Genomic DNA, 22,374 nt, shown 5'->3' on the forward strand with positions numbered 1-22,374 from the left:
TTAGATAAATAAAGGTATCCGGCTATTTCTGAGTCCGGCTATTGATCTCATCCCGTATGGCGATTGCCCGGATATAGTCTTCGTTTTCCAATACCTCGTTCAGCATGGTATTGAGCTCTTCAAGGCTCAATGTTTTCAGATCATCCCTGGATGGTTCGCTGGTGGTACCGCCTACCGCTTCTTCCTTTGTTGGCTTGGGTTCTCCCTTTTCATCCATAACGATACCCGCTGTTTCAAGGATGTGCTCGTATGTGTAGATGGGGCAGCCAAAGCGAACTGCCAGGGCAATGGCATCGGAGGTACGGCTGTCGATTTCCACCGTATCATGATCGGAGGAGCAAATAAGCTTACTAAAAAAAATCCCTTCCTGTAAATCTGAAATGATGATCTCATGCAGATCGATATTAAAGGCTACCAGGAAATTTTTCATCAGGTCATGAGTCAGTGGCCGGCTGGGACTCATTTTTTCAAGGGCTACCGCAATGGCCTGCGCCTCAAACCCACCAATCACAATCGGCAACCGCCGCAACCCATTCACCTCACCCAGCACTACGGCATAGGAATGGGTTTGCGTGATGCTATGTGATAAGGCCACAATTTCTAACTCGATTTTTTTCATATATCACCAATTCTTCAATACGGGGTATTTAATCGACAAATATAACCTTTTTTTACGGTCGGTAACCCCGTTTTAGGGGGATAAAAAACAGCGGCTCCGGCATAGGCCATCAACGCATTTCCTTATATGCGTTGATCAAACCCGATGTGCTGCTGTCATGTCCTGTAACCGGTGCATCATTTTCAAGCGCCGGCAGGATCTTGTTGGCCAGCTGTTTTCCGAGCTCCACACCCCACTGGTCAAAACTGTAAATGTTCCAGATCACTCCCTGTACAAAGATCTTATGTTCATATAAGGCGATCAGCTGTCCAAGGGTATAAGGGGTGATCTTCTTTACCAGGAATGAGTTGGTGGGCTTATTACCTTCAAATACTTTAAAGGGCGCCAGCCGGTCGATTGCTGCTTTGGGAAGTCCGGACTTTTTCAATTCGTCTTTTACCTCCTTCAGCGTTTTCCCGTTCATCAGGGCTTCAGTTTGTGCAAAGAAATTGCTCAATAATTTCTGATGATGATCGCCTACCGGGTTATGCGTTTGTGCAGGCGCGATGAAATCGCAGGGGATCAACGGCGTACCCTGGTGAATGAGCTGGTAAAAAGCATGCTGTCCGTTAGTACCGGGTTCGCCCCAGATCACCGGACCGGTTGCATAAGTGACCCTTTTGCCATTGCGGTCTACGCTTTTTCCGTTACTTTCCATATTGCCTTGCTGAAAATAGGCAGGGAAGCGGTGCAGGTACTGATCGTAGGGAAGTATGGCTTCTGTCTGTGCACCAAAAAAATCGGTATACCAAAGCCCCGTAAGCGCCATGATCACCGGGATATTTTGTTCAAACGGGGCGGTTTTAAAATGCTCATCAATATTGTACGCGCCTTTTAACAGTTCTTCAAAATGGTTATAGCCAATGGTAAGGGCAATGGATAAGCCAATGGCTGACCACAACGAATAACGGCCGCCTACCCAGTCCCAGAACTCAAACATGTTTTTTGTATCGATGCCAAATTTCCTCACTTCTTTTTCATTCGTGCTCAGGGCTACAAAATGTTTGGATACCTGTTTGATATCTTTCGCCTTTTTTAAGAACCAGTCTCTTGCCGTATGGGCATTGGTCATGGTTTCCTGGGTGGTAAAGGTCTTTGACGCGATCAGGAAAAGGGTTGTTTCGGGGTTTAACTTTTTAAGTGTTTCGGTGATCTGGGTGCCATCCACATTGGAAACAAAATAGGCTTCGATGCCTTTTACGGTGTAAGGTTTCAGGGCTTCTGTAACCATAAAAGGTCCCAGGTCGCTTCCTCCAATGCCGATGTTGACGATGGATTTGATTTTTTTACCGGTATATCCCACATGGGCCCCGCTATGTACAGCCTCGCAAAAGCGCTTCATCTTCTGTTGTACTTTGCGTACCGCAGGCATTACATTTTCACCGTTGCTAAGGATGGCATCCTTTCCAAAATACCGCAGTGCAATATGAAGTACCGACCGTTGTTCGGTTTGATTGATGACCGCCCCGGAAAACATGGCGCGGATGGCGTCCGGTAAATGTGTTTCTGTTGCCAGATCTGTTAACAATTGAAGGGTTTGATCAGTGATCCGGTTCTTGGAGTAGTCAAAAAGAAGCGCTTCGTGACGAATAGAGTACCGTTGAAAACGTTGTTCATCTGCGGCAAACAGATCCCGCATATGCACCTGTTTCATGGTTTCGGCATGTACGGTTAATTTTTTCCAGCTTTTGGTTTTGGACGGATTTTGGGTTGGTAACATATCTTTTTCTTTAATCTTTTTTTAGATGGCTTTGATTTTTTCAATGACCTGGTGTACCATCGTTTCCGTAATATCCAGGTGCAATACAAAACGGACCCTGTCGGGGGCTACGGCATTGCAACGGATCCCGCTGCTACCAAGCCGGGCAACCAGGTCGGCGGCCGTGATCCCCTTCGTTTCAAAAATAATAATATTTGTTTCTACAGGTAAAATCTTTTCAACAAAGTAACAATCCTGCAGTGCTCCGGCAATGGCTGCTGCATGTATATGATCGGTTTGTAGTCTTAAAATATGATGCTCCAGGGCATAGATCCCGGCAGCTGCAAGAATACCGGCCTGGCGCATGCCACCTCCAAGTACTTTTCGGAAACGTCTGGCCCGGGCGATCAATGGCTTACTGCCCAGCAGCACGCTGCCGACGGGGCAACCCAAACCTTTGGAAAAACAAACCGAAATACTGTCGAACAGCTGGCCATATTGTTCCGGTGTTTCTGCCCGGGCAACAAGGGCATTGAATAACCGGGCGCCGTCGAGATGAAAACCCAGCTGATGTTTTCTGCAAACCTGCTGAATCTGTTTCAGCGCTTCTATATCATAACAGCTTCCGCCACCCCGATTACTGGTGTTTTCAATGCATACCAGTTTGCTGGTAGATTTGTGCACATCATCGGGGTTGATGGCTGCAGCTACCTGTGCCGCCGTAATCCGCCCGCGGTTGCCGGGCAATAAACGAACGGATGCACCGGAATTAAAGGCAATGCCCCCGGCCTCATACTGGTATATATGGGCATCCGCATCACAGATCACTTCATCTCCGGGTTGGGTGTGGCACTTGATGGCAATCTGGTTGGTTTGGGTGCCGCTGGAGCAAAAGAGGGCTGCTTCCATATGAAACAGTGCGGCACAGCGGGTCTCCAGTTCATTTACAGTTGGGTCTTCTCCAAAAACATCATCCCCGGTTTTGGCAGCCATCATGGCTTGCAGCATGTCTGGGGCAGGGCGTGTAACGGTATCTGAGCGTAGATCAATCATGGATTCCAAAATTAGGATATTGAAAGAACCTTTCAACCGGTTTCTTTATACCATAACAGGAAAAAGATCAGGAAGCACCAGGTTAAGCGTCCGCAGTATATCGGCCGGGCAGCCGGGCACAGCTGTATGGCAACGGGGAGCAGGAAGACCCTGGTTTTTTTGTGACTTGTTCCGCAGCCGGAGCCGTTATGGATGAATATGCCTGTAGCCCCTCAATAACACGGAATCTGGTAAGAAAAGGGCCCTGCAAGTAGATGAAATCCAATACCGATGAACGGATTACATATTTTTTAACATATAAAAGCTAAATTTGTAGATAATTTGTAACCCGTTACCGAAATATCTGTCTCTTTTTTTCGTTGTATTGAGGGAGGGATGGTTATTGGTGCGGTGACGATTCTTTTAAAACAAACGGCGATTTATTATCCGGCGAATTATTATTGATTTAAAATGGCTTTAAAACAGAGAGGAAAGGCGGGGATCATTGCAATAGCAAGCATTTTTACATTTTCAATATTCAGCGCAGCACAAACATCTTATTCACCCGCGGCGTCTTACGGGGCCTTTTTTGACGCACAAACCAGTTTGCCGCGCCCCAGGGAGTCTTTTCAGAAAAAGGGAGAGTACCTGAAGAGTTTGTTTAAGCTGAAAGGACTGGACTGGCCGGCAAAGTACGTGTACCTCCGTTCCTTCAAATACGACAGTCAGCTGGAGGTATGGGTGAAAAATTCGGTTAAAGACGAATACAAGCTCCTGAAGATTTATAAAGTGTGTGCGCTTGCCGGTTCCTTGGGACCTAAAAGGTTTGAAGGCGATTACCAGGTACCGGAAGGGTTCTATTATATCAATGAGTTCAACCCTAACAGTACGTATTATTTATCGCTGGGACTCAATTACCCCAATGCATCCGATCGGATTCTTTCCGATCAGGCAAAGCCGGGAGGGGATATCTTTATTCATGGCGGATGTGCTACGGTGGGTTGTATTCCAATTAAGAATGACCAGATCGATGAGTTATATATTTTAACGGCCAGTGCTAAGAGCGCAGGGCTCGACTATATCCCCGTTCACATTTTCCCGGTTAATTACAGCGTAAAAAAAAGCTATGAGTACCTGAACAAAATGCTGGAAACAGATCCGTCATACAAGGCGCTCAATATAAAGCTGGAAGAAGCGTTTGAATATTTTGAGCAACACAAGCAGCTGCCGGTAGTAATGACAAAAGACAATGGTGAATATGTGATCAACGATGCGCCGGCGCTGGCACCACGGTTCCTGCCCAAACAACGCCCTAAAACAGATTTTGTTCCCAGTCACCGGAAGGTCGATTTTGTAGCCGATGCCGTGGCAAAATGGCCGGAATATCCCGGAGGTGCCGCAGCTTTTTCAGCGTTTATAAAACGCGTTGGTACCGAAATGTCAAAAGAATTACCCGATAGCGTTACGCACGCCTATGTACAGCTTGAATTTATCGTGGATAAAGACGGAAGCCCGGTGAACTTCAAAATTCTGAAAGGCGGAGTTGATGACTATTTTGACCGGGTACTATTGTCAAAAATGGAAAAAATGCCCGTCTGGTCTCCCGCCATTTTACGGGAGAAGCCGGTTGCTAAGAAAATGGTGCAAACCATTACGGTAAATGCGGAATAAATGATTTTGCAGCATCATTAACGATGCAGGGCGCGAAAATTCTTCAGCGTTTGCTGTCTTACCAGTATTTCTTTATTGTTGATATAATGATCCACTGCCGTTTGGTTATAATGCCGGATGGTGGTAAGGGTTAAACCGGGTGTTACATGTACATCAAAAACCTCGGCAGCGGCAGAGGAGAACCGGCTGATCTTTTCCTCCCAGTTGTCAAAAGCAAAAGTCAGGCTGATGGCGCCGTTTTGTGTAAGCGTGGGTCTCAGCGAATGTTCATTAAACCATTGGTACAGCTGATAGGCATGCGCATCTCCCACGAAGGAAAAATCCTTCGTTTTTAGTTCCATCATTACCTGGTTTTCTTTAATAACAATAATCGGTGGCAGATCTTTACTCATACGGTCCTGGATTACCGTTCCGGGCAGATCCGCATCCAGGAAACATTTTACATATAAGGGAATGTTTTTGTTTTGCAGGGGTTTAATGGTTTTGGGATGAATCACCTGGGCTCCGTAATACGCCATTTCTATGACCTCATTGTAGCTTAGTTCATGAATCGGTACAGCGTCGGGGATCTTTTTGGGATCAGCGCTCATTACACTTTCTACATCTTTCCAGATGGTAAGACTTTGCGCATCGAGCAGGTTGGCAAAAAGGGCTGCAGAATAATCACTGCCTTCACGGCCAAGGGTGGTGCTTTCGTTTTCATCCGTAGCGCCAATAAACCCTTGTGTGATGATCCATTTTTTTGATCGGAGTATTGGAGTAATGGTGGCATCAACCTGTTGCCGGGTATAATTCCAGTCGATGTTTGCATCCCTGAAATTATCATCGGTCCGGAAGATATCCCGCACATCGATCCATTCATTTACAATTCCCCGTTCAGAGAGATAAGCGCTTACAATGCAGGTAGACAAGAGTTCCCCAATGCTAACCACCTGGTCATAATAATAATCAAATTCACGAACCGGCTGATCATGCAGCATCCATTCCACCTCTGTAAAAAAGTCTTTCAGTCTCGCTTCACACGCCAGGTAATGGGTTACCAGCAGGTATTTGGCAATGGTAGTATGCTGCTTTTTTATTTCCTCAAACAGTTGCAGGGCATCTTCTTTTTTATGATCGTAGTAAGCCTGTACCACTTTTTCAAGTGCATTGGTGGTTTTGCCCATGGCGGAAATAACAATGACCAGGTCTTCGCCGGAGAAACGTTCCAGGATATCTGCTACGTTTGAAACCCGTTCTGCACTGTTTACGGACGCACCGCCAAACTTGTATACCTTCATTGCTTTTATTTTGCGGACGAAGGTCGTCCTTTTTTAAGAAACGCAGGAGGGCGCGGAAAAATAAATCCGGAGGAGGGAGCTTTTGGTATTCAGCCATCAGTTTTCAGTTATTAGTTATCAGTTATCAGTTATCAGTTTTCAGTCTTCAGTCTTCAGCTTTCAGCCGTGCTGTCCGGTTTGAAATTAATGGACCTATAGATGATATACATTGAAAGATTACGCCTCTTGTCCCAAACGGAATCATCTGATAACTGAAAACTGACCGCTGATAGCTGACAGCCATTAGCCTTCAGCTTTTAGCCGTGCTGTCCGGTTTGAAATTAATGGACCTATAGATGATATACATTGAAAGATTACGCCTCTTATCCCAAACGGAATCATCTGATAACTGAAAACTGATAACTGACCACTGGCAGCGAGGCATTTTGCTTTTAGCTCTCAGTCTTTAGCTTTCAGCAGTGCTGTCCCGTTTGGGCAATAACAGATCGATGGCGGATCTGCATTGAAAAAATGCGCATCTTGTCTCAAACGGAATCATCTGATAGCTGATCACTGAAAGCTGATAACCTTCAGCCTTCAGCCGTGCTGTCCGGTTTGAAAATAATGGATCTATAGATGATTTACATTGAAAGATTACGCTTCTTATCCCAAACGGAATCATCTGATAACTGAAAACTGATAACTGACTGCTGACAGCCAGGGATGAGGCATTTTGCTTTTAGCGCTCAGTCTTCAGCTTTCAGCAGTGCTGTCCCGTTTGGGCAATAACAGATCGATGGCGGATCTGCATTGAAAAAATGCGCATCTTGTCTCAAACGGAATCATCTGATAGCTGATCACTGAAAGCTGATAACCTTCAGCCATCAGCCTTCAGCCGTGCTGTCCGGTTTGAAGATAATGGATCTATAGATGATTTACATTGAAAGATTGCGCCTCTTGTCCCAAACGGAATCATCTGATAACTGATAACTGACCACTGCCCACTGACTACTAACAGCAGATACCCACCACCAGCGGCAATCTAAAAATAATCCTCCGGGCAATTGCCAACTTATTTGTAGTTTTAGCGCATGGCTACTCCCATCATTTCGGTCAATAACCTGGTAAAGGATTACGACCGGTTCCGCGCAGTAAAGGGCATTTCCTTTGAAGTATATGAAGGTGAAATATTTGGTTTGCTGGGCCCGAATGGTGCAGGCAAATCGACCACACTGGAAATTATCGAAACCCTGCGGGTCAAAACGAGCGGTAACGTGGTGGTGGGAGGATATAACCTCGATCAGGAACCGGATGCCATTAAAGGGATCATTGGCGTACAGCTTCAGGCCAGCGGGTACTATCCGGGGCTGAATCTTTTGCAGCTGGTAGATCTTTTCGCTGGTTTATATAATCAACGGGTGCATGCCATGGACCTGTTAAAAACAGTGAACCTGGAAGAGAAAGCGCGGGCAAAATTCAAAGACCTGAGCGGAGGCCAGAAGCAGCGTTTTTCCGTTGCCACTACATTGATCAATAAACCCAGGGTAATCTTTTTAGATGAGCCTACTACCGGCCTTGATCCCCAGGCACGGAGGAATCTTTGGGAGCTGATCCGGAAGATCAATGCAGAAGGTACTACAGTGATTATTACGACGCATTATATGGATGAAGCCGAATATCTGTGTAACCGGATCGCGATCATCGATTCCGGTGAAATTGTTGCGCTGGATACTCCCGATCAGTTAATTGATAACCTGGTAGCCACCGGCTTTGAGCGGCCAAAGGAAGTAAAGAAAGCAAACCTCGAGGATGTGTTTATTCATTTAACCGGAAAGCATTTAAGAGAGGATTAAGACAAAGCGTTCGCCGGCCGGAATAGTACATCCATTGTAAACTGATGCTGGATAAGACCGGCATAGTCGTCAGCATTTTTTACACCGAACGTAGTCATAAAACCGATGAATACGGTTTTCTTTGTTCCCGTCGTTTCAATAAAGAGTTCTTGTTTGTTGAATAAGGCCGACCGGTATGATTTAGTAATCACAAACATGCTGGCAGAGAACTTCATTTCAAAAATATTGATACAACGATCATTGCGGTCGATGACAAGGTCGATCTGAGCTCCCTGCCGTGCGGCAGTTGGAGCTGTAGCCCGCCAGATACTTTCCCGGGTATGAATGCCGGAAATGCCCAGGGCCGCTTTTAATTGTTCCAGGTGCTTTTGACAGATCGCTTCGAACGCATAGCCGCTCCAGCTTTTCCAGGAAGATGTGTTGAATAGTTTAACCCAGGTGCCCTTTCCGGAGCCTTTGTTGGGTGCAATAAACTTCAGATAGAACAGGCTGTATTCATCAATGAGTTTGTAAATACTGTTCTTTACGGTTTTACCAAAAGGAATATAGGATTTAATAAACCCCGACTCTGTTAGTTCATCAAGTGTTTGTGTAATGCCGCCTCCGGATGACAGGCGCAGGGCATCAATGAGCTCATTGCGGGTGAGCCCCGAAGGTTTTGCTGACAGGATTTTTACGATGGCAATATGATGCTGGGCGTTGTCAAAAAGAGAACGGTAAAGATTGCTGAATTCATTGGCCAGGTAGCTGTCTTTGGCGAAGCAAATCCGGTCGATGGCCTGTATAGCACTTTCGCCACGCTTTACCTGCTTAAGGTATTGCGGTACACCCCCCATTGCCATATACAGTTGTACGATCTGGTACCGGTCCAGTTTGATAGGATGGGCCCGGAAAAACTGTTCGGTTTCTGCCAGGGAAAAGGGTAACAGGCGGATCTGCCGGGTAAGCCGGTTGTGCAGGCCGCCTCTGTTGTTTACAATTTTACGGATCATCCAGGAGGCAGCAGATCCGCAAATGACTACGATAAGGTTCTTTTGCCGCGAAGCCCAGCTGTTCCAGAAATTTTCAAAGGCCGGCATAAAGCCGGAACGGGGGGAATCGAGCCAGGGGAACTCATCAAAAAAAATGACCTTTTTTCTTTTCGCTATCTGGGGTTGAAGCATCCTGATCAGTTGCTGAAAGGCTTGTAGCCAGGTTTCCGGTATCGGCAGTTTCTTTTTAGTGGTTGTCTTCAAAAGACAGTCTTTAAAGTTCTCCAGCTGCTCCTGCAGAACAGCATCATGCAATCCCGAAATTTCAAAGGCCATTTCTTTTTCAAAAAAGCTCCGGATCAGAAAGGTTTTGCCCACCCGCCGTCTTCCATAGACGGCAACCAGTTCTGCTTCCGGTGATCGTTTTATATCAGAGAGTATCTGGATTTCTTCAACTCTTCCAATGATTGCTCCCATAATTTATATTTCGCCAAAAGTACAAAATAAACAGGGTTTTGGCGAAATATAAATCTTTACTTCAGTACCGGGAGAATAACGATATTTCTTGCAACGCATGGGTATTGGTATAACAACGGCAATATTACATATCCATAATTACGGTACACTGGAATATACTGCTAATAGCACCCGTGGAACAAAAGTCCTTTTTGTTGTTGCAAAAAAGCAGAAAAGAAGGAAGTATAATTAGGGGTCTATATTTCGCCAAAACTTCAAAAAAAACACAGTTTTGGCGAAATATAAATTTTTAATAAATGAGAAATAGCTGGCGTATGGAGAGGATGCAAGGTCTGCTTCTGGTAATAGGGCCTGCATAAATAACGCCCTCATGGAAAGAAGTCTGCCGTTGAAACGGCTATATCCGGCACTTCAAAGGTGAACGGAAGGGCAGCAAAAACACCGCGTGTATTTGTACCGGATTCGTTACCTTTGAAACTATTTACTTTTATTGAAAGGATACAATAAACTATGGGACTACAGGATAAATTAAAAGCATTTATGAACAATAAAATAGAAGCGCAGAAAGAAGCCGGCCGGAAATTTCTGGAGGCCAATAAGGACAAAGAAGGTGTACAAACACTTCCCGAAGGAATTCAGTATGAGGTGATCAAAGAAGGGACCGGCAAACAGCCTACCGTGCAGCAATCTGTTACAGCGCATTACCGGGGAGCATTGCTGGATGGAACAGAATTTGACAGTTCGTTTAAAAGGAATCAACCATTCTCTGCGCCGCTGAGCGCCTTGATTAAGGGATGGCAGATCGCAATTCCGCTTATGAAAGAGGGCAGCCACTGGCGCTTGTGGATCCCGTCGGAGCTGGCATATGGCGACAGGGGCGCAGGCCGGGATATTCCGGGAGGTGCCACCTTGTTGTTTGAAGTGGAATTATTACAGGTGCACTAAATAAGATCTTCAGCAGTGTACGGCGCCTGGTTGAGCCATAAAGTCTTTTCAACGGGTTTGCGGCAAATGCGTTATTAAAATATTATGATCGAGAATCAATATCCTATAGGACGATTTGAGCACCGGGATTTTACGGTGTCCATAAAACAGGAGTGCCTGGGTGTAATACAATTTCTTCCCAATATGCTGGAGGCCGCCATTTCCGGCTTAGATGAGCAACAGCTGCAAACGCCTTACAGGGAAGGAGGATGGACCGTACATCAGCTGGTGCATCATGTTGCAGACAGCCATTTGAATGCATATACCCGTTTTAAACTGGGCTTAACGGAAGAAAACCCGGTGATCAAATCCTACGATGAAAAAGCCTGGGCCGAACTGAATGATGTACGCACATTGCCTGTAAATATCTCGATCACGTTTCTTTATGCATTGCATGCCCGTTGGTACGCGGCCGTTAAAGACCTGGATGAAATACAGTGGGCACGCACGGTGGTACATCCGGTTAAGGGTAACCTCCTGTCCTTATCCTATTACCTGCAGCTGTATGCATGGCATGGCAAGCATCATGTGGCGCAGGTGAATTTTTTAAGAGAAAAACGAAAATGGCAATGATGAACTGGAAGACGCTCGCTTCTGAATATTTATTTAAAGACCTTTGGTTTACCGTTCGTAAAGACCGGTGCGAAACACCCCAGGGAAAGATCGTGGACCCCTATTATGTGTATGAATTTCCTACCTGGGTAACGGCCTTTGCACTTACAGCGGATAACCAGGTATTGCTGGAAATGCAATACAGGCATGGGATTGGTGAAACCCATTACGAGATTCCCGGCGGTTGTGTAGATGATACGGATGCAAGTCTTGAAGCGGCGATTAAAAGAGAGTTGAAAGAAGAAACCGGCTACGAATTTTCGAATTATGAATACCTGGGTAAAACCTGTGCAAATCCCTCCACGAATAATAACTGGATGCATATGTTCTTAGCCACAGGCGGAAGAAAGACGGGGGAGCAGGAGCTGGACGCCAATGAAGAAATTCATGTGGAACTGGTGCCTATGGAACGTTTTAAAGAAATGTTCCGGAATAACCAGTTCATTCAATCGATGCACGTAACCTGCATGTTATATGCCTTGCAGCGTTTAGGTGAATTAAAAGTCTGACAAAAAACGATGGATCCGCTGGAACTGTTTGATAACTGGTACCGTGAAGAAAAAATGGCTTCCGGAGCTGCGCTTCCTGGAGCCTGTTGCTTCACCACATTGGGTCTTGATGGCTTTCCCAACAGCCGTTTCGTTTCGCTGAAGGAGGTGAAAGAGAACTGTTTTATTATTACGGGTTCAACAGCTGCGCGAAAGGGACAGGAGATAGCTGCGCACTCAAAAGTGGCGCTGGCGTTTTGGTGGCCGGTTACCGGAAAGCAGGTGCGGATCCAGGGTATTGCAACACCTGTTTCCGCAGCAGCTGCAGATCGGTACTTTGCCGAGCGGGACCGGGCGGCCAGGGTAGTATCGGCGCTTTGTGAGCAGGGAAAACCGGTAGCTGATTATGATCAGATGCTGGAACAGTTCCAGTATTTATTGGAGCATCAGCGTGATGTGGGTGATGAGCGTCCGGCAAATTGGGGCGGGTATGCGATTGCTCCGGTGCGGATAGAGCTAATGGTTTTTTCAGAGACCCGTTTGCATGAACGCAATTATTTTGAACAGCAGGATGGCCGGTGGGTACATCAAAAATTGCAGCCTTAAGAAACGTTTCACAGCACATAAAACTGTATGTTTTGGAAACAGAGAATGCACCCGTTGTTTATCGTTATCTGCCCTGGATTGCGGCCCTCGCGATCTTTATGCAATCGCTGGATGGTACGATTCTGAATACTGCCCTGCCTTCTATTGCTGCGGACTTACACCGCTCGCCTTTAAGCATGCAGTCGATCATTGTCAGCTATGTACTCATCCTGGCCTTGCTGATTCCGCTGAGCGGATGGATGTCGGATCGTTTTGGTTCGCGGAAAATTTTTATCTGGGCGGTGGGGTTATTTACTCTTGGTTCGTTGCTCAGTGCGCTTTCTACCAGTTTGGCGGCACTGATCCTTTCCCGGGTAGTGCAGGCCATTGGCGGCTCTATGATGGTGCCGGTTGCAAGGTTGGCAATCCTCTATACCTATTCAAAAGACAAACTGCTGGGCGTTATCAATTTTATAACCATCCCCGGGTTGGTAGGACCCATTATCGGACCAACACTTGGTGGCTGGCTGGTGGATGTAGCCAGCTGGCATTGGATTTTTTTGATCAACATCCCGGTTGGAATCGCCGGTATGGCCTTTGCCCGGAGGGTGATGCCCAACTATATTTACCGGGGCAAACCCTTTGATACGCTGGGGATGCTGCTTTTTGGAGGTTCCCTGGTTTGTATAACGGTGGCCATAGAACTGGGTTCGGAAAAGCTGGTAGAAGGATGGTACCTGTTAGGTGTTGCCCTGCTTGGTGTAGTACTGATGCAAGCCTATTATACGCATTTTAAGAAACAGCAATTTCCGCTGATCGATCTGCATCTGATCCGGATCCGGACATTGCGCATTGGTGTTTTTGGAAATTTGCTCACCCGCCTGGGCATTGGCGGTATGCCCTTGCTGCTGCCGCTTTTTTTTCAGGTAGGATTCGGACATACGGCCATGGTATCGGGTATGATGCTGATTCCCTCTGCCATCACCACTATTATGGTGAAGCCCTGGGTAGTACCTATTGTGCGGCGCTTTGGTTATAAAAAAACACTGATTGTAAACACCATGCTGATTGCTATGGTAATTATGCTTTTTTCGATTCCGAATGCGCAAACTCCGTTACCATTGTTGATTCCTTACCTGGTATTATTCGGTGCTGTAAATTCCATTCAAATGGCTACAATGAATACACTTGCATTATCTGATCTGAATAATGAAAATGCCAGTATGGGCAATAGCCTGCTGCTGGTGATGCAGCAATTGTCTATTAGCCTCGGGGTATCGGTGGGCGCTTATCTTTTATCAAAATATGGAAGTGCTTCCTGGATCCGGAAAGGAGATTCGGTTACTGTGTTTAAATATACATTTATGACAATGGGAGCGGTTACCGCATTGGCCGGGCTGATCTTTTTCCGGCTAAAGGCTACCGATGGCAGTACACTGGCTGGGCGTGGTACGGAGGCGCCTGACGGAAATACCGTCGAAAAACCGGTAACCCCGGAAGCTTAGTAAAAAACGATTTGTAACTATATTTCAGGAATCAATAAAATCTTCTTTGGTTAGTGCTATCCTATAAGCACCTGCAAGCTTAAATAAGAAACGCCCCGTTTCCGGAGCGTTCTCGTTTTAATTATTTTTAGATTGTTTGATCAGGTTGATAAAATCATCAAACAGGTACCGGGAATCATATGGACCGGGTGTGCTTTCGGGGTGGTATTGAACCGAAAAAGCCGGTTTGCCTTTGATCCGGATGCCTTCGATGGACTGATCATTCAGGTTTACATGTGTGATTTCTACCAGTTCGGAAGCCTTTACAGACTCCGGATCTACTCCAAATCCGTGATTTTGAGTAGTGATTTCAGATTTGCCCGTTACCAGGTTTTTTACCGGGTGATTCAGCCCGCGGTGGCCATGGTGCATTTTAAAAGTAGCGATACCATTGGCCAATGCCAGCAGCTGGTGTCCCAGGCAGATACCAAACATTGGTTTGCCTTCATTCAGGATCTCTTTCAGCTGCTCTACGGCGTAGTCCATAGCCGCCGGGTCGCCGGGACCATTCGAAATAAAATACCCGTCTGGATTAAATGCCTTTACTTCTGCCAACGGTGTTTTGGCTGGAAATACCTTTACAAAAGCACCACGATCGGTCATGCATTTGATGATATTGCGCTTGATCCCGTAGTCCATTACGGCAATGCGGATTGCTGCCTGAGGGTCGCCGGATTCATAAACTTCCGGAGTGCTAACCTTTGAAGCCAGTTCCAGCCCGTCCATTGAAGGTACTTCAGCAAGCCGCTTTTTTAATACTTCCACGTCAAAGATCTCGGAAGAAATGATACAGTTCATAGCCCCCTTGGTACGCACATGTGCCACCAGGGCCCTGGTATCCACATCATGAATTGAAACAATATTGTTTTGTTTCAGGTATGCATCCAGTGAGCCGCCGGCCCGCTTACGGGAATAATTTTCATTCAGATTCTTGGCGATCACCCCCAGGATCTTTACACTGTCCGATTCTACATCTTCATCGATCACCCCATAATTTCCCACGTGTACGGCATTCATGATCACGATCTGGCCGTAGTAACTGGGGTCGGTAAACACTTCCTGGTATCCGGTCATACCGGTATTAAAGCAGATTTCACCGGTGGTGGTGCCGATAGCGCCAAAGGCCTTACCACTGCAGATGGTTCCATCTTCTAATAATAAAATTGCTGGAGATTGATTATCAGACATTTATATTTATTATAAATTTAAAAAATCACGCGAAGATAAAAGAAAATTTCTGATTTTGAATGTATAATTTTCAATTTATAATCCCTTTTCCATGGCATCCTGTTTCATCCGGGCGGCCAGATCCGATCCCAGGTATTTTTCAATGGCGTTGTGTACCCAATAGATCACCGGCGTCATCACGATTGCTACAATGAACTTATAAATATAGTTACCTACACAAATACTGAGCACGAGCACCAAACTCCAGGGCTCACCCTGGTTGGAAGAAACCCGGGGACCGATATAAAATGCAATAAAAAGCACCAGGAAGCTGTCTACTAACTGGGAAATCAGGGTGGAGCCGGTAGCTCGAAGCCAGATAGCTTTTTCACCCGTAACTTTTTTGATACGGTGAAAGACCGCCACGTCCAGGATCTGTCCCAGTAAAAAAGCACTGAGCGATCCGATAATGATCCAGGACCCCTGTCCCAGCATTACCCGGTAGGCATGATCGGCATTGGGTACATTATTTTTAGTAAAGTTGGAAACCCAAAAATCGGCCGGTGTAAGAAAAATGGCGCCCTGGAACATCAGGAAGGTATAACCGATCAGCCCCGCGGCGAGGAAGGAAAGAAAACGGACCCCCTTCATGCCGTAGTATTCATTAATAATATCCGTCATAATAAATACAACCGGCCATAGCAGTACGCCTGCCGTTAGATTAAAGGAGAAGGCATTGCCAAACAGGTTCAGGTTAAAGGGGGAAACACCGATCGTTTTTTCGAGGGAGAAGATTTTAACCCCGATCACTTCGGCGATAATGGCATTGGCAACAAAAAAACATCCCAGCAGTATAAAAAGCCGGGTTGGTTTATTTTTGGTAATTGTATGAATCATTAAATAAGGAATATATAGACAAAAATAAGCAGGAGGGAAGCCACATTAAAAAGAATTAACCACCGGGGCACAATGGTACCGGGTTTTTTACCCGCGATCCAGCAGATGAGGTAGATCAGGTTGATTAATGGAATGACGATCATTCCCAGTACATACCCCGAGGTGATGATGGCGCTGCTGATCGTTTCCCCTTTGTTCCATTCATTATAAAGGAGTGAAAGTGCCAGGATCACCATGATACCGCATAAAAACGCCACTCTTGACAAAAATATTAACCAACGCATAAGCTGATTTCTTATAAAATAGCATTATTTTGCCCAAATATATGCCAGGTTTTTGGTTTATCATCATGGTATACAGCTTCATAGTAAAACGGGTAAGCCACAAACATCTGCTAATAAACAAGGGTAGAAATGAAAAATAATTGGGTAAAAAAAGTTGTTCCGCATGTGATTGCCATTGTCATCTTTGCTGTGGTATCACTTGTTTTCTGTAAGCCGGTTCTGGAAGGCAATGTGCTGAACCAGCATGATATTGTAGGCTGGAAAGGCGCCGCTCAAAACGCCTTGGATGTAAAAGCAAAAACCGGGAAGGCTCCCCTTTGGAATACGGCCTTGTTTAGCGGAATGCCCAATTACCAGATCTACATGGAGGGGAAGTCTGTACTGCCTAATCTTACAAAGATCTTTGGTTTGGGGTTGCCCAATCCTGCAAATTTCCTGTTCATTGCCTGCATCTGTTTTTATATCCTGGCCCTGGCCATGAGATTGAACCCGCTGACGGCTGTTTTAGGTGCATTGGCCTACGGGTTCGCTACCTATAACCCGGTAATCCTTCAGGTTGGACATGAAACCAAGATGTATGCGATCGGCTTTATGCCGTTGTTGCTGGCCGGCCTGCTGCTGATCTTTAACAAGCGGTATTGGATCGGACTGGCCGTGGCTACATTGGGCGCTTACCAGGAACTGATGTCGAACCATCCGCAGATCAACTATTACTTTTTCATCATCGCTGCGTTTGTGACAATCTTTTACCTGGTGAAATGGATCCGTCAGAAGGACTTTAAACACATCGGCATCGCTGTGGTACTGAGCGGGATCGCCGCCCTGGTGGGACTGGGCGCTTATTACCTGAGCTATGCCACCACCAAAGAGTATACGGAGTTTACCATGCGTGGCGGAAAAGCGGTAGAGATAAAAGGAGACAAGGTAATCAACACCAAAACCTCCGGACTGGATGAGGACTATGCTTTCTCTTATAGTATGCGGATGCAGGAACCCCTGGTGTTGTTAATGCCAAAAGCAGTAGGAGGGGCCAGCATCGGAGATGGGACAACAGTGATCGGGGAAGAGTCTAAGGTGATTGAAAAATTGTCGGAGCAAGGCGTGCCGGCTCAAACCGCTGCGCAGCTGGCCAATTTGCCCATTTATTGGGGGGGAATGATCAACGCAACTGAAGTAGGTACAAATGGCCCACCTTATGTTGGAGCTATTATCTGTTTGTTGGCGCTGATCGGTTTTGTGATCGTAAAGGGACCGTTAAAATGGGGCCTTTTGGCTGCAACGGTAATGGGCATTATCATGAGTTGGGGAAGCTTTTTCCCGGGAGTAAATTTGTTCCTGTTACATAACCTGCCTTTGTATAATAAGTTCAGGGCGCCTTCCATGGCCCTGGTCATTCCACAACTAACGCTTGCTGTAATGGCTGTTATTACGGTGCAAAAACTGTTTTTTTCAGTGGATGGAAAGGACGTTTTAAAACAGCATTTCAAACAGATCCTGTATGTTATGGGAGGACTGGCAGGGCTGATCATTTTGATATACCTGGGACAAAGCTATACTCCAGGCCTGGCGGAAACCATGCTTACCGGTGGTGGTTTTGATAAATCAAATCCCAGCCTGTACCCTGCAGTATTAGCAGGCCTGAAGGCCGACCGGCAGTCCCTGTTTGGCGGTCAATTGTTACGCACAGTGGCATTTATGGCACTGCTGCTGGGCGTTCTTTATTTCTATCTTAAAAATACACTGAAGCCGGCTATCGCAACGGTTATTTTAGGGCTTGTTGTTTTTATAGATCTCTGGTCGGTTGATAAGAAATACCTGCCGGATGAAATGTATGTTCCCAAGGAAAGTGGAGATACAATGGCGTTTGCAAAAACGCCGGCCGATGAGCAGATCCTCCAGGATAAAGACCCACATTTCCGGGTGCTGAATTTTGCCGAAGGAATGGGGAATCATACATCCTATTATCATCGTTCTGTATTGGGCTATCATGCTGCCAAACTGCGCATTTACCAGGATGTGATAGAACGTTATCTCAGCAGTGGTCAGCCATCGCAGGAATTGTTGAATGCATTGGATACAAAATATATCATTACCCAGAACCAGCAGGGACAATTGGCTACCATTCCCAATCCTGATGCGTATGGTGCCGCCTGGTTTGTAAAAGGGCTGAAACCGGAAGCAGATGCAGCGAGTGAACTGCAGGCAGTTGGCAGCACGCACCTGAAAGACACAGCGGTGGTACCACAGGCAGCGGTAGCTACCATCGGAGCGGTGCAGGCCGATACCACTGCCCGCATCTCACTTACAAAGTATACCAATGATGAAATTGAGTATACAACCACCAGTAATACACCCCAGTTTGCTGTTTTCAGCGAAGTATATTACCCTGCCGGCTGGAAGGCAACCATTGATGGAAAAGAAACAGCGATCGTCAAAACCAATTATTTTATGCGTGGTATCACAGTTCCCGCAGGAAAACATATGGTAAAGCTGGCGTTTGAACCGCAAACCGTTAAAAAGGGGATCACTATTTCATATATCAGTTCCATCCTGGTGGTAATACTGGTGCTGGGCGGTTTTGGAATGCAATGGTGGGTGGACCATAAAACGAAAAATACAACAGCGGCTTGATAAAGATAGCTTCCTTGGTTCCGTATAAGATCGTTCCTCCGGTAACAGGTGGGGAAAAGGGGGTCTACTATTTTTTAAAAAACCTTGCTGCATATGGAACACTGACCTGTTTAACCGTTACGGAAAATGAGCAACTGGGAGCACTATGTAGTACGATTCCTTTGTTGGGAAGCAGCCGGAATAAATTCCGCTACATAAATCCGCTGCTTTTTTTCAAGATGCGGCGTTTTCTAAAAGAACAGGAGATCCGTTACCTGATACTGGAACATCCGTATTTTGGATGGCTGGGGATGCTGTTGCAGCGGCTGGTCGGTGTAAAGATTATTGTACACTCTCACAATATCGAAGCGTTGCGTTTCAGGGATCTGAAAAAAAAGTGGTGGAAGTGGCTGTTTCGCTATGAAAAGAAAGTACATCAAGTGGCGAACCTGAGCTTTTTTATTTCTGAGGAAGATCGCAGCTTTGCATTGCAGCAATATCAGTTGTTGCCGGAAAAATGTATCGTTTTGCCCTATGGCATCGAACTTACACATATTGCTGCGGAAACAAAACGGGAGGCTAAGCGCATTTTGTGCAATGAATTGGGCATTGACATAAATACGCGTCTGATTCTTTTTAATGGAACGCTCAATTACCCTCCTAACCTGGATGCCGTAATCATTATTTTGCGATCCATCAATCCGCTCCTAAGACAACAATACTCAAAACCCTATAAGATCCTCATCTGCGGGAAGGGCCTTCCTGACGCACTTATACCGGAAGTGAAAGAACAGGAAAAAAAGGATATCCTGTACCGGGGATTTGTGGAAGATATTCAGCTTTATTTTTCAGCGGCGGATCTTTTTCTTAACCCGGTGGCAGAAGGCGGGGGAATAAAAACCAAGCTTGTTGAAGCATTGGGTAGCAATACGCCTGCAGTATCGTATGAAAAAGGGGCTTTTGGTATTCCGGAAGCGCTGGCCGGAACGCATCTAAGGGTGGTTCCTGACAGGGATGATGAACAATTCGTGAGGGAAATGGTTTCAGTGCTTGAGATACAAAACAGCGCGATACCGGAGGCATTTTATGATTATTTCCGCTGGGACAAAATTGCGCAGCGGGCGATCGAAGCAATTGAAAAGATAAAGGTTTGATCATTGGAAATAGCATAATCACAAGGTGAGTTCCAGCTTAAAGCGTAGCGCAATTTGTGGTGTTACAGTGAACAGAATTACAGTTTCGGTAATAACCAATATGCGATAATTGTATATGGCCTTTTTACTTTATTATTAGCGCTTAATTTTTCTTATTTTTTAAAATGCTCATAATGCTTGTGTAGAGCTGTAAACTGCTTTGATCCCAGTTAAATGCAGTTTTGCGCAGGTACCCTTTTTCAACGAAAGCGGTTCTATACGTTCTATCTGTATCTATGCGTGCCATAGCAGTGGCTATTTCTTCTACGTTAAACGGATTTACCAGCAGCGCTGCTTCCCCGGCCACTTCAGGCATGGAGGTCGTATTAGAGCAGATCACCGGCACACCAGCCTGGAAACCCTCAATGATTGGTAATCCGAATCCTTCAAATGTAGGAACAAATACAAGCCCCTGACTGGCCGCAAGGAGTTGGCTCAGTTCTGCGTCATTAACCCTCCCTGTAAAGAGGATATCTGTCTTGTGCTGCAGGGATTGAAGAACGTTTTGCAAGGCCTCCGTTTTCCATTGAAGGTTACCTGCAAGGATTAATTTTGTACGGCTGCCCGTTGTATTTTTGAATATTTCGAACGCCGCTAAAAGGCGAGGAATGTTTTTACGAGGATGCATGGAGCCTACAAAGAAAAAGTAGGGGAACCCGTTAGAATACGTGTCTCTTACAACCTGAATTTCATTCGTTGTCAGCGGATGGAAAATATTTTTTGCTCCCAGGTACATCACGTCGATCTTTTCCGGATCGATATGATAGCGTGTTACAATATCTTTTTTAGTATACTCAGATACTGCAACAATACGGGTAGCCTTTTGGGCAAATCGTTTAAAAAAGAAACGGTAATACAGCCGGTTTCGTAACAAAAGATCTTTGGGGTTATGTTCGAAGTTAAGATCATGAATAACGGAGATCTGTTTGGAGTTTGCGCGCAGGCTGATCATTCCATCCATGCCTATAAATAGATCTGTATTGTTTCTTTTTAAGAAAGCGGGCAGTTGCACCTCCAGGTAAAGCATGTATAGCAGGGGATGGCGATACGGGGGAAATATATAGTGTTTCCGGGCATTGGGGAAATCAAAATAGGTTCCGTCAAAGTTTTTATCACACAGCAACTGAAAGTGGATTTCCGGATGCTGCCGGATGAGCCTTGAGATGGTTTCGATAATAACGTTTCCGATACCATCTATATTTTTATTCCGGAGATTCCAGCAATTAACAGCAATATTCATATGTCAAAAATACAGATCCTGAGCCAGGCGTTTCATTTTCCTTTTAGCGGGATGACCGGCGCAGCAACCGGTATAAATTCCCTGTAAGTAGATTAGAATCCAGCAGAGCTGCAAGGAGTATGGTTGGATCCCGGTATGGCTTAAATTTTTTCGCTAAACCCAGCAACCGGGCGTATTGCCTGCATGCACGTACGAATTTACCAGTGGTATATCGTTTTTTGAGGGGGGCTTTTGCCAGGCGGTGGCTCAAACTACGACAGTAAAAATATAAAAAACCGGCTCCCTGGTTCTTTATAGCCTGTTTCGCAAGGACGCTTTCTTCTTTAAGTCTGTTTAAAAAAGAAATGTAGCGTCCAAATGCTTGCCTGTAAAGATCCACGCCGGTGCTGATAGAAAGGCTGGTATGCAGCCGGTAGGCAAAGCAGGTAGCAGGGGAAACTGCCATAAAGGACTGAGTGGTAAGCTCGGCAAATAACTGGTAATCGGCAAAAAGCAGGTTCGGATAGCCTGTATCAAAACCTCCACATTGTATAAAATCAGTAGCCCGGAACATGTAACCTGTGCCCATGCTATCAATTGTTTGTCTGAATTCGCCTTCCAAAAACGCTTTTATATCCATTGTCTCGGGCATTGGCTGGCAAGGCCGGATAGAAAGGCCCGTTGCATTTATGTAATTAAAATGCGTTTGGTAGATGGAGGCGTCCGGATATTTCCGGATAAGCTGGTGCATGGTCTGCAGATAGTCTTTATATAACAGGTCATCATGCCCGATAAAAGTAATGTATTCTTTTGTAGAAACGGTCAGAGCCCGTTTCCAGTTTTCGGGCATAGACAGGTCTTTGTCTGATCTCAGATGAACAATGCGGTTATCCTTTATAGATTCGATATAGGCAGTGGTGCCATCGCTGCTGTTATTGTCCAGAATAATCAGCTCAAAATCCGTATATGTTTGCGCTAAAATGCTCCCGATACATTCCTTCACATAGCTTCCGCCATTTCGAACCGGTAATATAATTGAATAGGATTTCACAATGCAATATAAATAAATCAGCCAACCTTATGAAGATTGGCGGAATAAATGCGCTGCAATTGCAAATAAATTTAATAAAGCATCAGCAAACCTAAAACTCAATTGTTTTAGAATGGCGTC

19 protein-coding genes are annotated in these 22,374 nt (G+C 45.7%); 9 read left to right on the forward strand and 10 right to left on the reverse strand.

Annotation, left to right across the window (positions count from 1 at the left end; all coding sequences use genetic code 11):
- Nucleotides 1-22: 22 nt before the first annotated feature.
- The 3 genes from Q1V85_RS10095 to Q1V85_RS10105 all read right to left on the reverse strand — a co-directional run bounded on the left by Q1V85_RS10095 (nt 23) and on the right by Q1V85_RS10105 (nt 3,410).
- Entirely contained in the window at nt 23-619 is a 597-nt protein-coding gene (locus Q1V85_RS10095) for a bifunctional nuclease family protein (RefSeq protein WP_300599496.1), read from the reverse strand.
- Between the two features lie 109 nt (nt 620-728).
- Nucleotides 729-2,378 carry a glucose-6-phosphate isomerase gene (gene pgi, locus Q1V85_RS10100; protein WP_300599498.1) on the reverse strand — a complete coding sequence of 550 codons (1,650 nt, stop codon included), beginning with the start codon at nt 2,376-2,378 and terminating at the stop codon, nt 729-731.
- A gap of 21 nt (nt 2,379-2,399) precedes the next feature.
- Nucleotides 2,400-3,410 (reverse strand): GntG family PLP-dependent aldolase, encoded by a 1,011-nt coding sequence (locus tag Q1V85_RS10105; protein WP_300599500.1) that lies wholly within the window; start codon nt 3,408-3,410, stop codon nt 2,400-2,402.
- A gap of 450 nt (nt 3,411-3,860) precedes the next feature.
- Between Q1V85_RS10105 and Q1V85_RS10110 the strand changes: the two genes are divergently transcribed.
- Nucleotides 3,861-5,060 carry a L,D-transpeptidase family protein gene (locus Q1V85_RS10110; RefSeq protein WP_300599502.1) on the forward strand — a complete coding sequence of 400 codons (1,200 nt, stop codon included), beginning with the start codon at nt 3,861-3,863 and terminating at the stop codon, nt 5,058-5,060.
- 17 nt (nt 5,061-5,077) lie between these two features.
- On the opposite strand, the gene Q1V85_RS10115 is transcribed toward Q1V85_RS10110, so the two are convergent.
- Entirely contained in the window at nt 5,078-6,340 is a 1,263-nt protein-coding gene (locus Q1V85_RS10115; protein ID WP_300599504.1) for an aspartate kinase, read from the reverse strand.
- 1,070 nt (nt 6,341-7,410) lie between these two features.
- On the opposite strand from Q1V85_RS10115, the gene Q1V85_RS10120 reads away from it, so the two are divergent.
- Nucleotides 7,411-8,172, forward strand: coding sequence for an ABC transporter ATP-binding protein (locus tag Q1V85_RS10120; protein ID WP_300599506.1), 762 nt, complete (start codon nt 7,411-7,413; stop codon nt 8,170-8,172).
- On the opposite strand, the gene Q1V85_RS10125 is transcribed toward Q1V85_RS10120, so the two are convergent.
- On the reverse strand, nt 8,169-9,620 hold the full coding sequence (locus Q1V85_RS10125) for an ATP-binding protein (RefSeq protein ID WP_300599508.1): 1,452 nt from the start codon (nt 9,618-9,620) through the stop codon (nt 8,169-8,171). The genes Q1V85_RS10120 and Q1V85_RS10125 overlap by 4 nt on opposite strands.
- A 510-nt stretch (nt 9,621-10,130) precedes the next feature.
- Between Q1V85_RS10125 and Q1V85_RS10130 the strand changes: the two genes are divergently transcribed.
- The 5 genes from Q1V85_RS10130 (at nt 10,131) to Q1V85_RS10150 (ending at nt 13,794) form a co-directional block, all read left to right on the forward strand.
- Nucleotides 10,131-10,565, forward strand: coding sequence for an FKBP-type peptidyl-prolyl cis-trans isomerase (locus Q1V85_RS10130; protein WP_300599511.1), 435 nt, complete (start codon nt 10,131-10,133; stop codon nt 10,563-10,565).
- A gap of 84 nt (nt 10,566-10,649) precedes the next feature.
- The gene (locus Q1V85_RS10135; protein WP_300599513.1) at nt 10,650-11,177 is read left to right on the forward strand and encodes a YfiT family bacillithiol transferase; all 528 of its coding nucleotides are present in this window, start codon (nt 10,650-10,652) and stop codon (nt 11,175-11,177) included.
- Nucleotides 11,174-11,725 (forward strand): NUDIX hydrolase, encoded by a 552-nt coding sequence (locus Q1V85_RS10140; RefSeq protein ID WP_300599515.1) that lies wholly within the window; start codon nt 11,174-11,176, stop codon nt 11,723-11,725. Before Q1V85_RS10135 ends, Q1V85_RS10140 begins: the two co-directional genes overlap by 4 nt.
- A gap of 9 nt (nt 11,726-11,734) precedes the next feature.
- Nucleotides 11,735-12,310, forward strand: coding sequence for a pyridoxal 5'-phosphate synthase (locus tag Q1V85_RS10145; protein WP_300599517.1), 576 nt, complete (start codon nt 11,735-11,737; stop codon nt 12,308-12,310).
- A gap of 32 nt (nt 12,311-12,342) precedes the next feature.
- Entirely contained in the window at nt 12,343-13,794 is a 1,452-nt protein-coding gene (locus Q1V85_RS10150) for a DHA2 family efflux MFS transporter permease subunit (RefSeq protein WP_300599519.1), read from the forward strand.
- Nucleotides 13,795-13,911: 117 nt separating this feature from the next.
- Here Q1V85_RS10150 and carA read toward each other — a convergent pair whose 3' ends face one another.
- From carA to Q1V85_RS10165, 3 genes are all read right to left on the reverse strand, one after another.
- Nucleotides 13,912-15,021, reverse strand: coding sequence for a glutamine-hydrolyzing carbamoyl-phosphate synthase small subunit (gene carA / locus Q1V85_RS10155; RefSeq protein ID WP_300599521.1), 1,110 nt, complete (start codon nt 15,019-15,021; stop codon nt 13,912-13,914).
- 75 nt (nt 15,022-15,096) lie between these two features.
- Nucleotides 15,097-15,897, reverse strand: coding sequence for a queuosine precursor transporter (locus Q1V85_RS10160; protein WP_300599523.1), 801 nt, complete (start codon nt 15,895-15,897; stop codon nt 15,097-15,099).
- The gene (locus Q1V85_RS10165; protein ID WP_300599525.1) at nt 15,897-16,181 is read right to left on the reverse strand and encodes a hypothetical protein; all 285 of its coding nucleotides are present in this window, start codon (nt 16,179-16,181) and stop codon (nt 15,897-15,899) included. Before Q1V85_RS10165 ends, Q1V85_RS10160 begins: the two co-directional genes overlap by 1 nt.
- A gap of 129 nt (nt 16,182-16,310) precedes the next feature.
- Here Q1V85_RS10165 and Q1V85_RS10170 point away from each other — a divergent pair, with 129 nt between their 5' ends.
- Together Q1V85_RS10170 and Q1V85_RS10175 are read left to right on the forward strand one after the other, a co-directional pair.
- Nucleotides 16,311-18,812 carry a YfhO family protein gene (locus Q1V85_RS10170; protein ID WP_300599527.1) on the forward strand — a complete coding sequence of 834 codons (2,502 nt, stop codon included), beginning with the start codon at nt 16,311-16,313 and terminating at the stop codon, nt 18,810-18,812.
- On the forward strand, nt 18,809-19,945 hold the full coding sequence (locus Q1V85_RS10175; RefSeq protein ID WP_300599529.1) for a glycosyltransferase family 4 protein: 1,137 nt from the start codon (nt 18,809-18,811) through the stop codon (nt 19,943-19,945). The genes Q1V85_RS10170 and Q1V85_RS10175 overlap by 4 nt, the downstream gene beginning before the upstream one ends.
- A gap of 142 nt (nt 19,946-20,087) precedes the next feature.
- Here the strand turns inward: Q1V85_RS10175 and Q1V85_RS10180 are convergent, their stop codons facing one another.
- Nucleotides 20,088-21,224 (reverse strand): glycosyltransferase family 1 protein, encoded by a 1,137-nt coding sequence (locus Q1V85_RS10180; protein ID WP_300599531.1) that lies wholly within the window; start codon nt 21,222-21,224, stop codon nt 20,088-20,090.
- Nucleotides 21,225-21,267: 43 nt separating this feature from the next.
- Nucleotides 21,268-22,254 carry a glycosyltransferase gene (locus tag Q1V85_RS10185; RefSeq protein ID WP_300599533.1) on the reverse strand — a complete coding sequence of 329 codons (987 nt, stop codon included), beginning with the start codon at nt 22,252-22,254 and terminating at the stop codon, nt 21,268-21,270.
- Nucleotides 22,255-22,374: the final 120 nt, after the last annotated feature.

The sequence above is a fragment of the Niabella sp. genome (genome assembly GCF_030150205.1).
GTDB lineage: Bacteria > Bacteroidota > Bacteroidia > Chitinophagales > Chitinophagaceae > Niabella.

Bases quoted from the DNA above. Each gene is read 5' to 3' on its own strand.
- Q1V85_RS10095 (WP_300599496.1), bottom strand. From the start codon at position 619: ATGAAAAAAATCGAGTTAGAAATTGTGGCCTTATCACATAGCATCACG.
- pgi (WP_300599498.1), bottom strand. From the start codon at position 2,378: ATGTTACCAACCCAAAATCCGTCCAAAACCAAAAGCTGGAAAAAATTA.
- Q1V85_RS10105 (WP_300599500.1), bottom strand. From the start codon at position 3,410: ATGATTGATCTACGCTCAGATACCGTTACACGCCCTGCCCCAGACATG.
- Q1V85_RS10110 (WP_300599502.1), top strand. From the start codon at position 3,861: ATGGCTTTAAAACAGAGAGGAAAGGCGGGGATCATTGCAATAGCAAGC.
- Q1V85_RS10115 (WP_300599504.1), bottom strand. From the start codon at position 6,340: ATGAAGGTATACAAGTTTGGCGGTGCGTCCGTAAACAGTGCAGAACGG.
- Q1V85_RS10120 (WP_300599506.1), top strand. From the start codon at position 7,411: ATGGCTACTCCCATCATTTCGGTCAATAACCTGGTAAAGGATTACGAC.
- Q1V85_RS10125 (WP_300599508.1), bottom strand. From the start codon at position 9,620: ATGGGAGCAATCATTGGAAGAGTTGAAGAAATCCAGATACTCTCTGAT.
- Q1V85_RS10130 (WP_300599511.1), top strand. From the start codon at position 10,131: ATGGGACTACAGGATAAATTAAAAGCATTTATGAACAATAAAATAGAA.
- Q1V85_RS10135 (WP_300599513.1), top strand. From the start codon at position 10,650: ATGATCGAGAATCAATATCCTATAGGACGATTTGAGCACCGGGATTTT.
- Q1V85_RS10140 (WP_300599515.1), top strand. From the start codon at position 11,174: ATGATGAACTGGAAGACGCTCGCTTCTGAATATTTATTTAAAGACCTT.
- Q1V85_RS10145 (WP_300599517.1), top strand. From the start codon at position 11,735: ATGGATCCGCTGGAACTGTTTGATAACTGGTACCGTGAAGAAAAAATG.
- carA (WP_300599521.1), bottom strand. From the start codon at position 15,021: ATGTCTGATAATCAATCTCCAGCAATTTTATTATTAGAAGATGGAACC.
- Q1V85_RS10160 (WP_300599523.1), bottom strand. From the start codon at position 15,897: ATGATTCATACAATTACCAAAAATAAACCAACCCGGCTTTTTATACTG.
- Q1V85_RS10165 (WP_300599525.1), bottom strand. From the start codon at position 16,181: ATGCGTTGGTTAATATTTTTGTCAAGAGTGGCGTTTTTATGCGGTATC.
- Q1V85_RS10170 (WP_300599527.1), top strand. From the start codon at position 16,311: ATGAAAAATAATTGGGTAAAAAAAGTTGTTCCGCATGTGATTGCCATT.
- Q1V85_RS10180 (WP_300599531.1), bottom strand. From the start codon at position 21,224: ATGAATATTGCTGTTAATTGCTGGAATCTCCGGAATAAAAATATAGAT.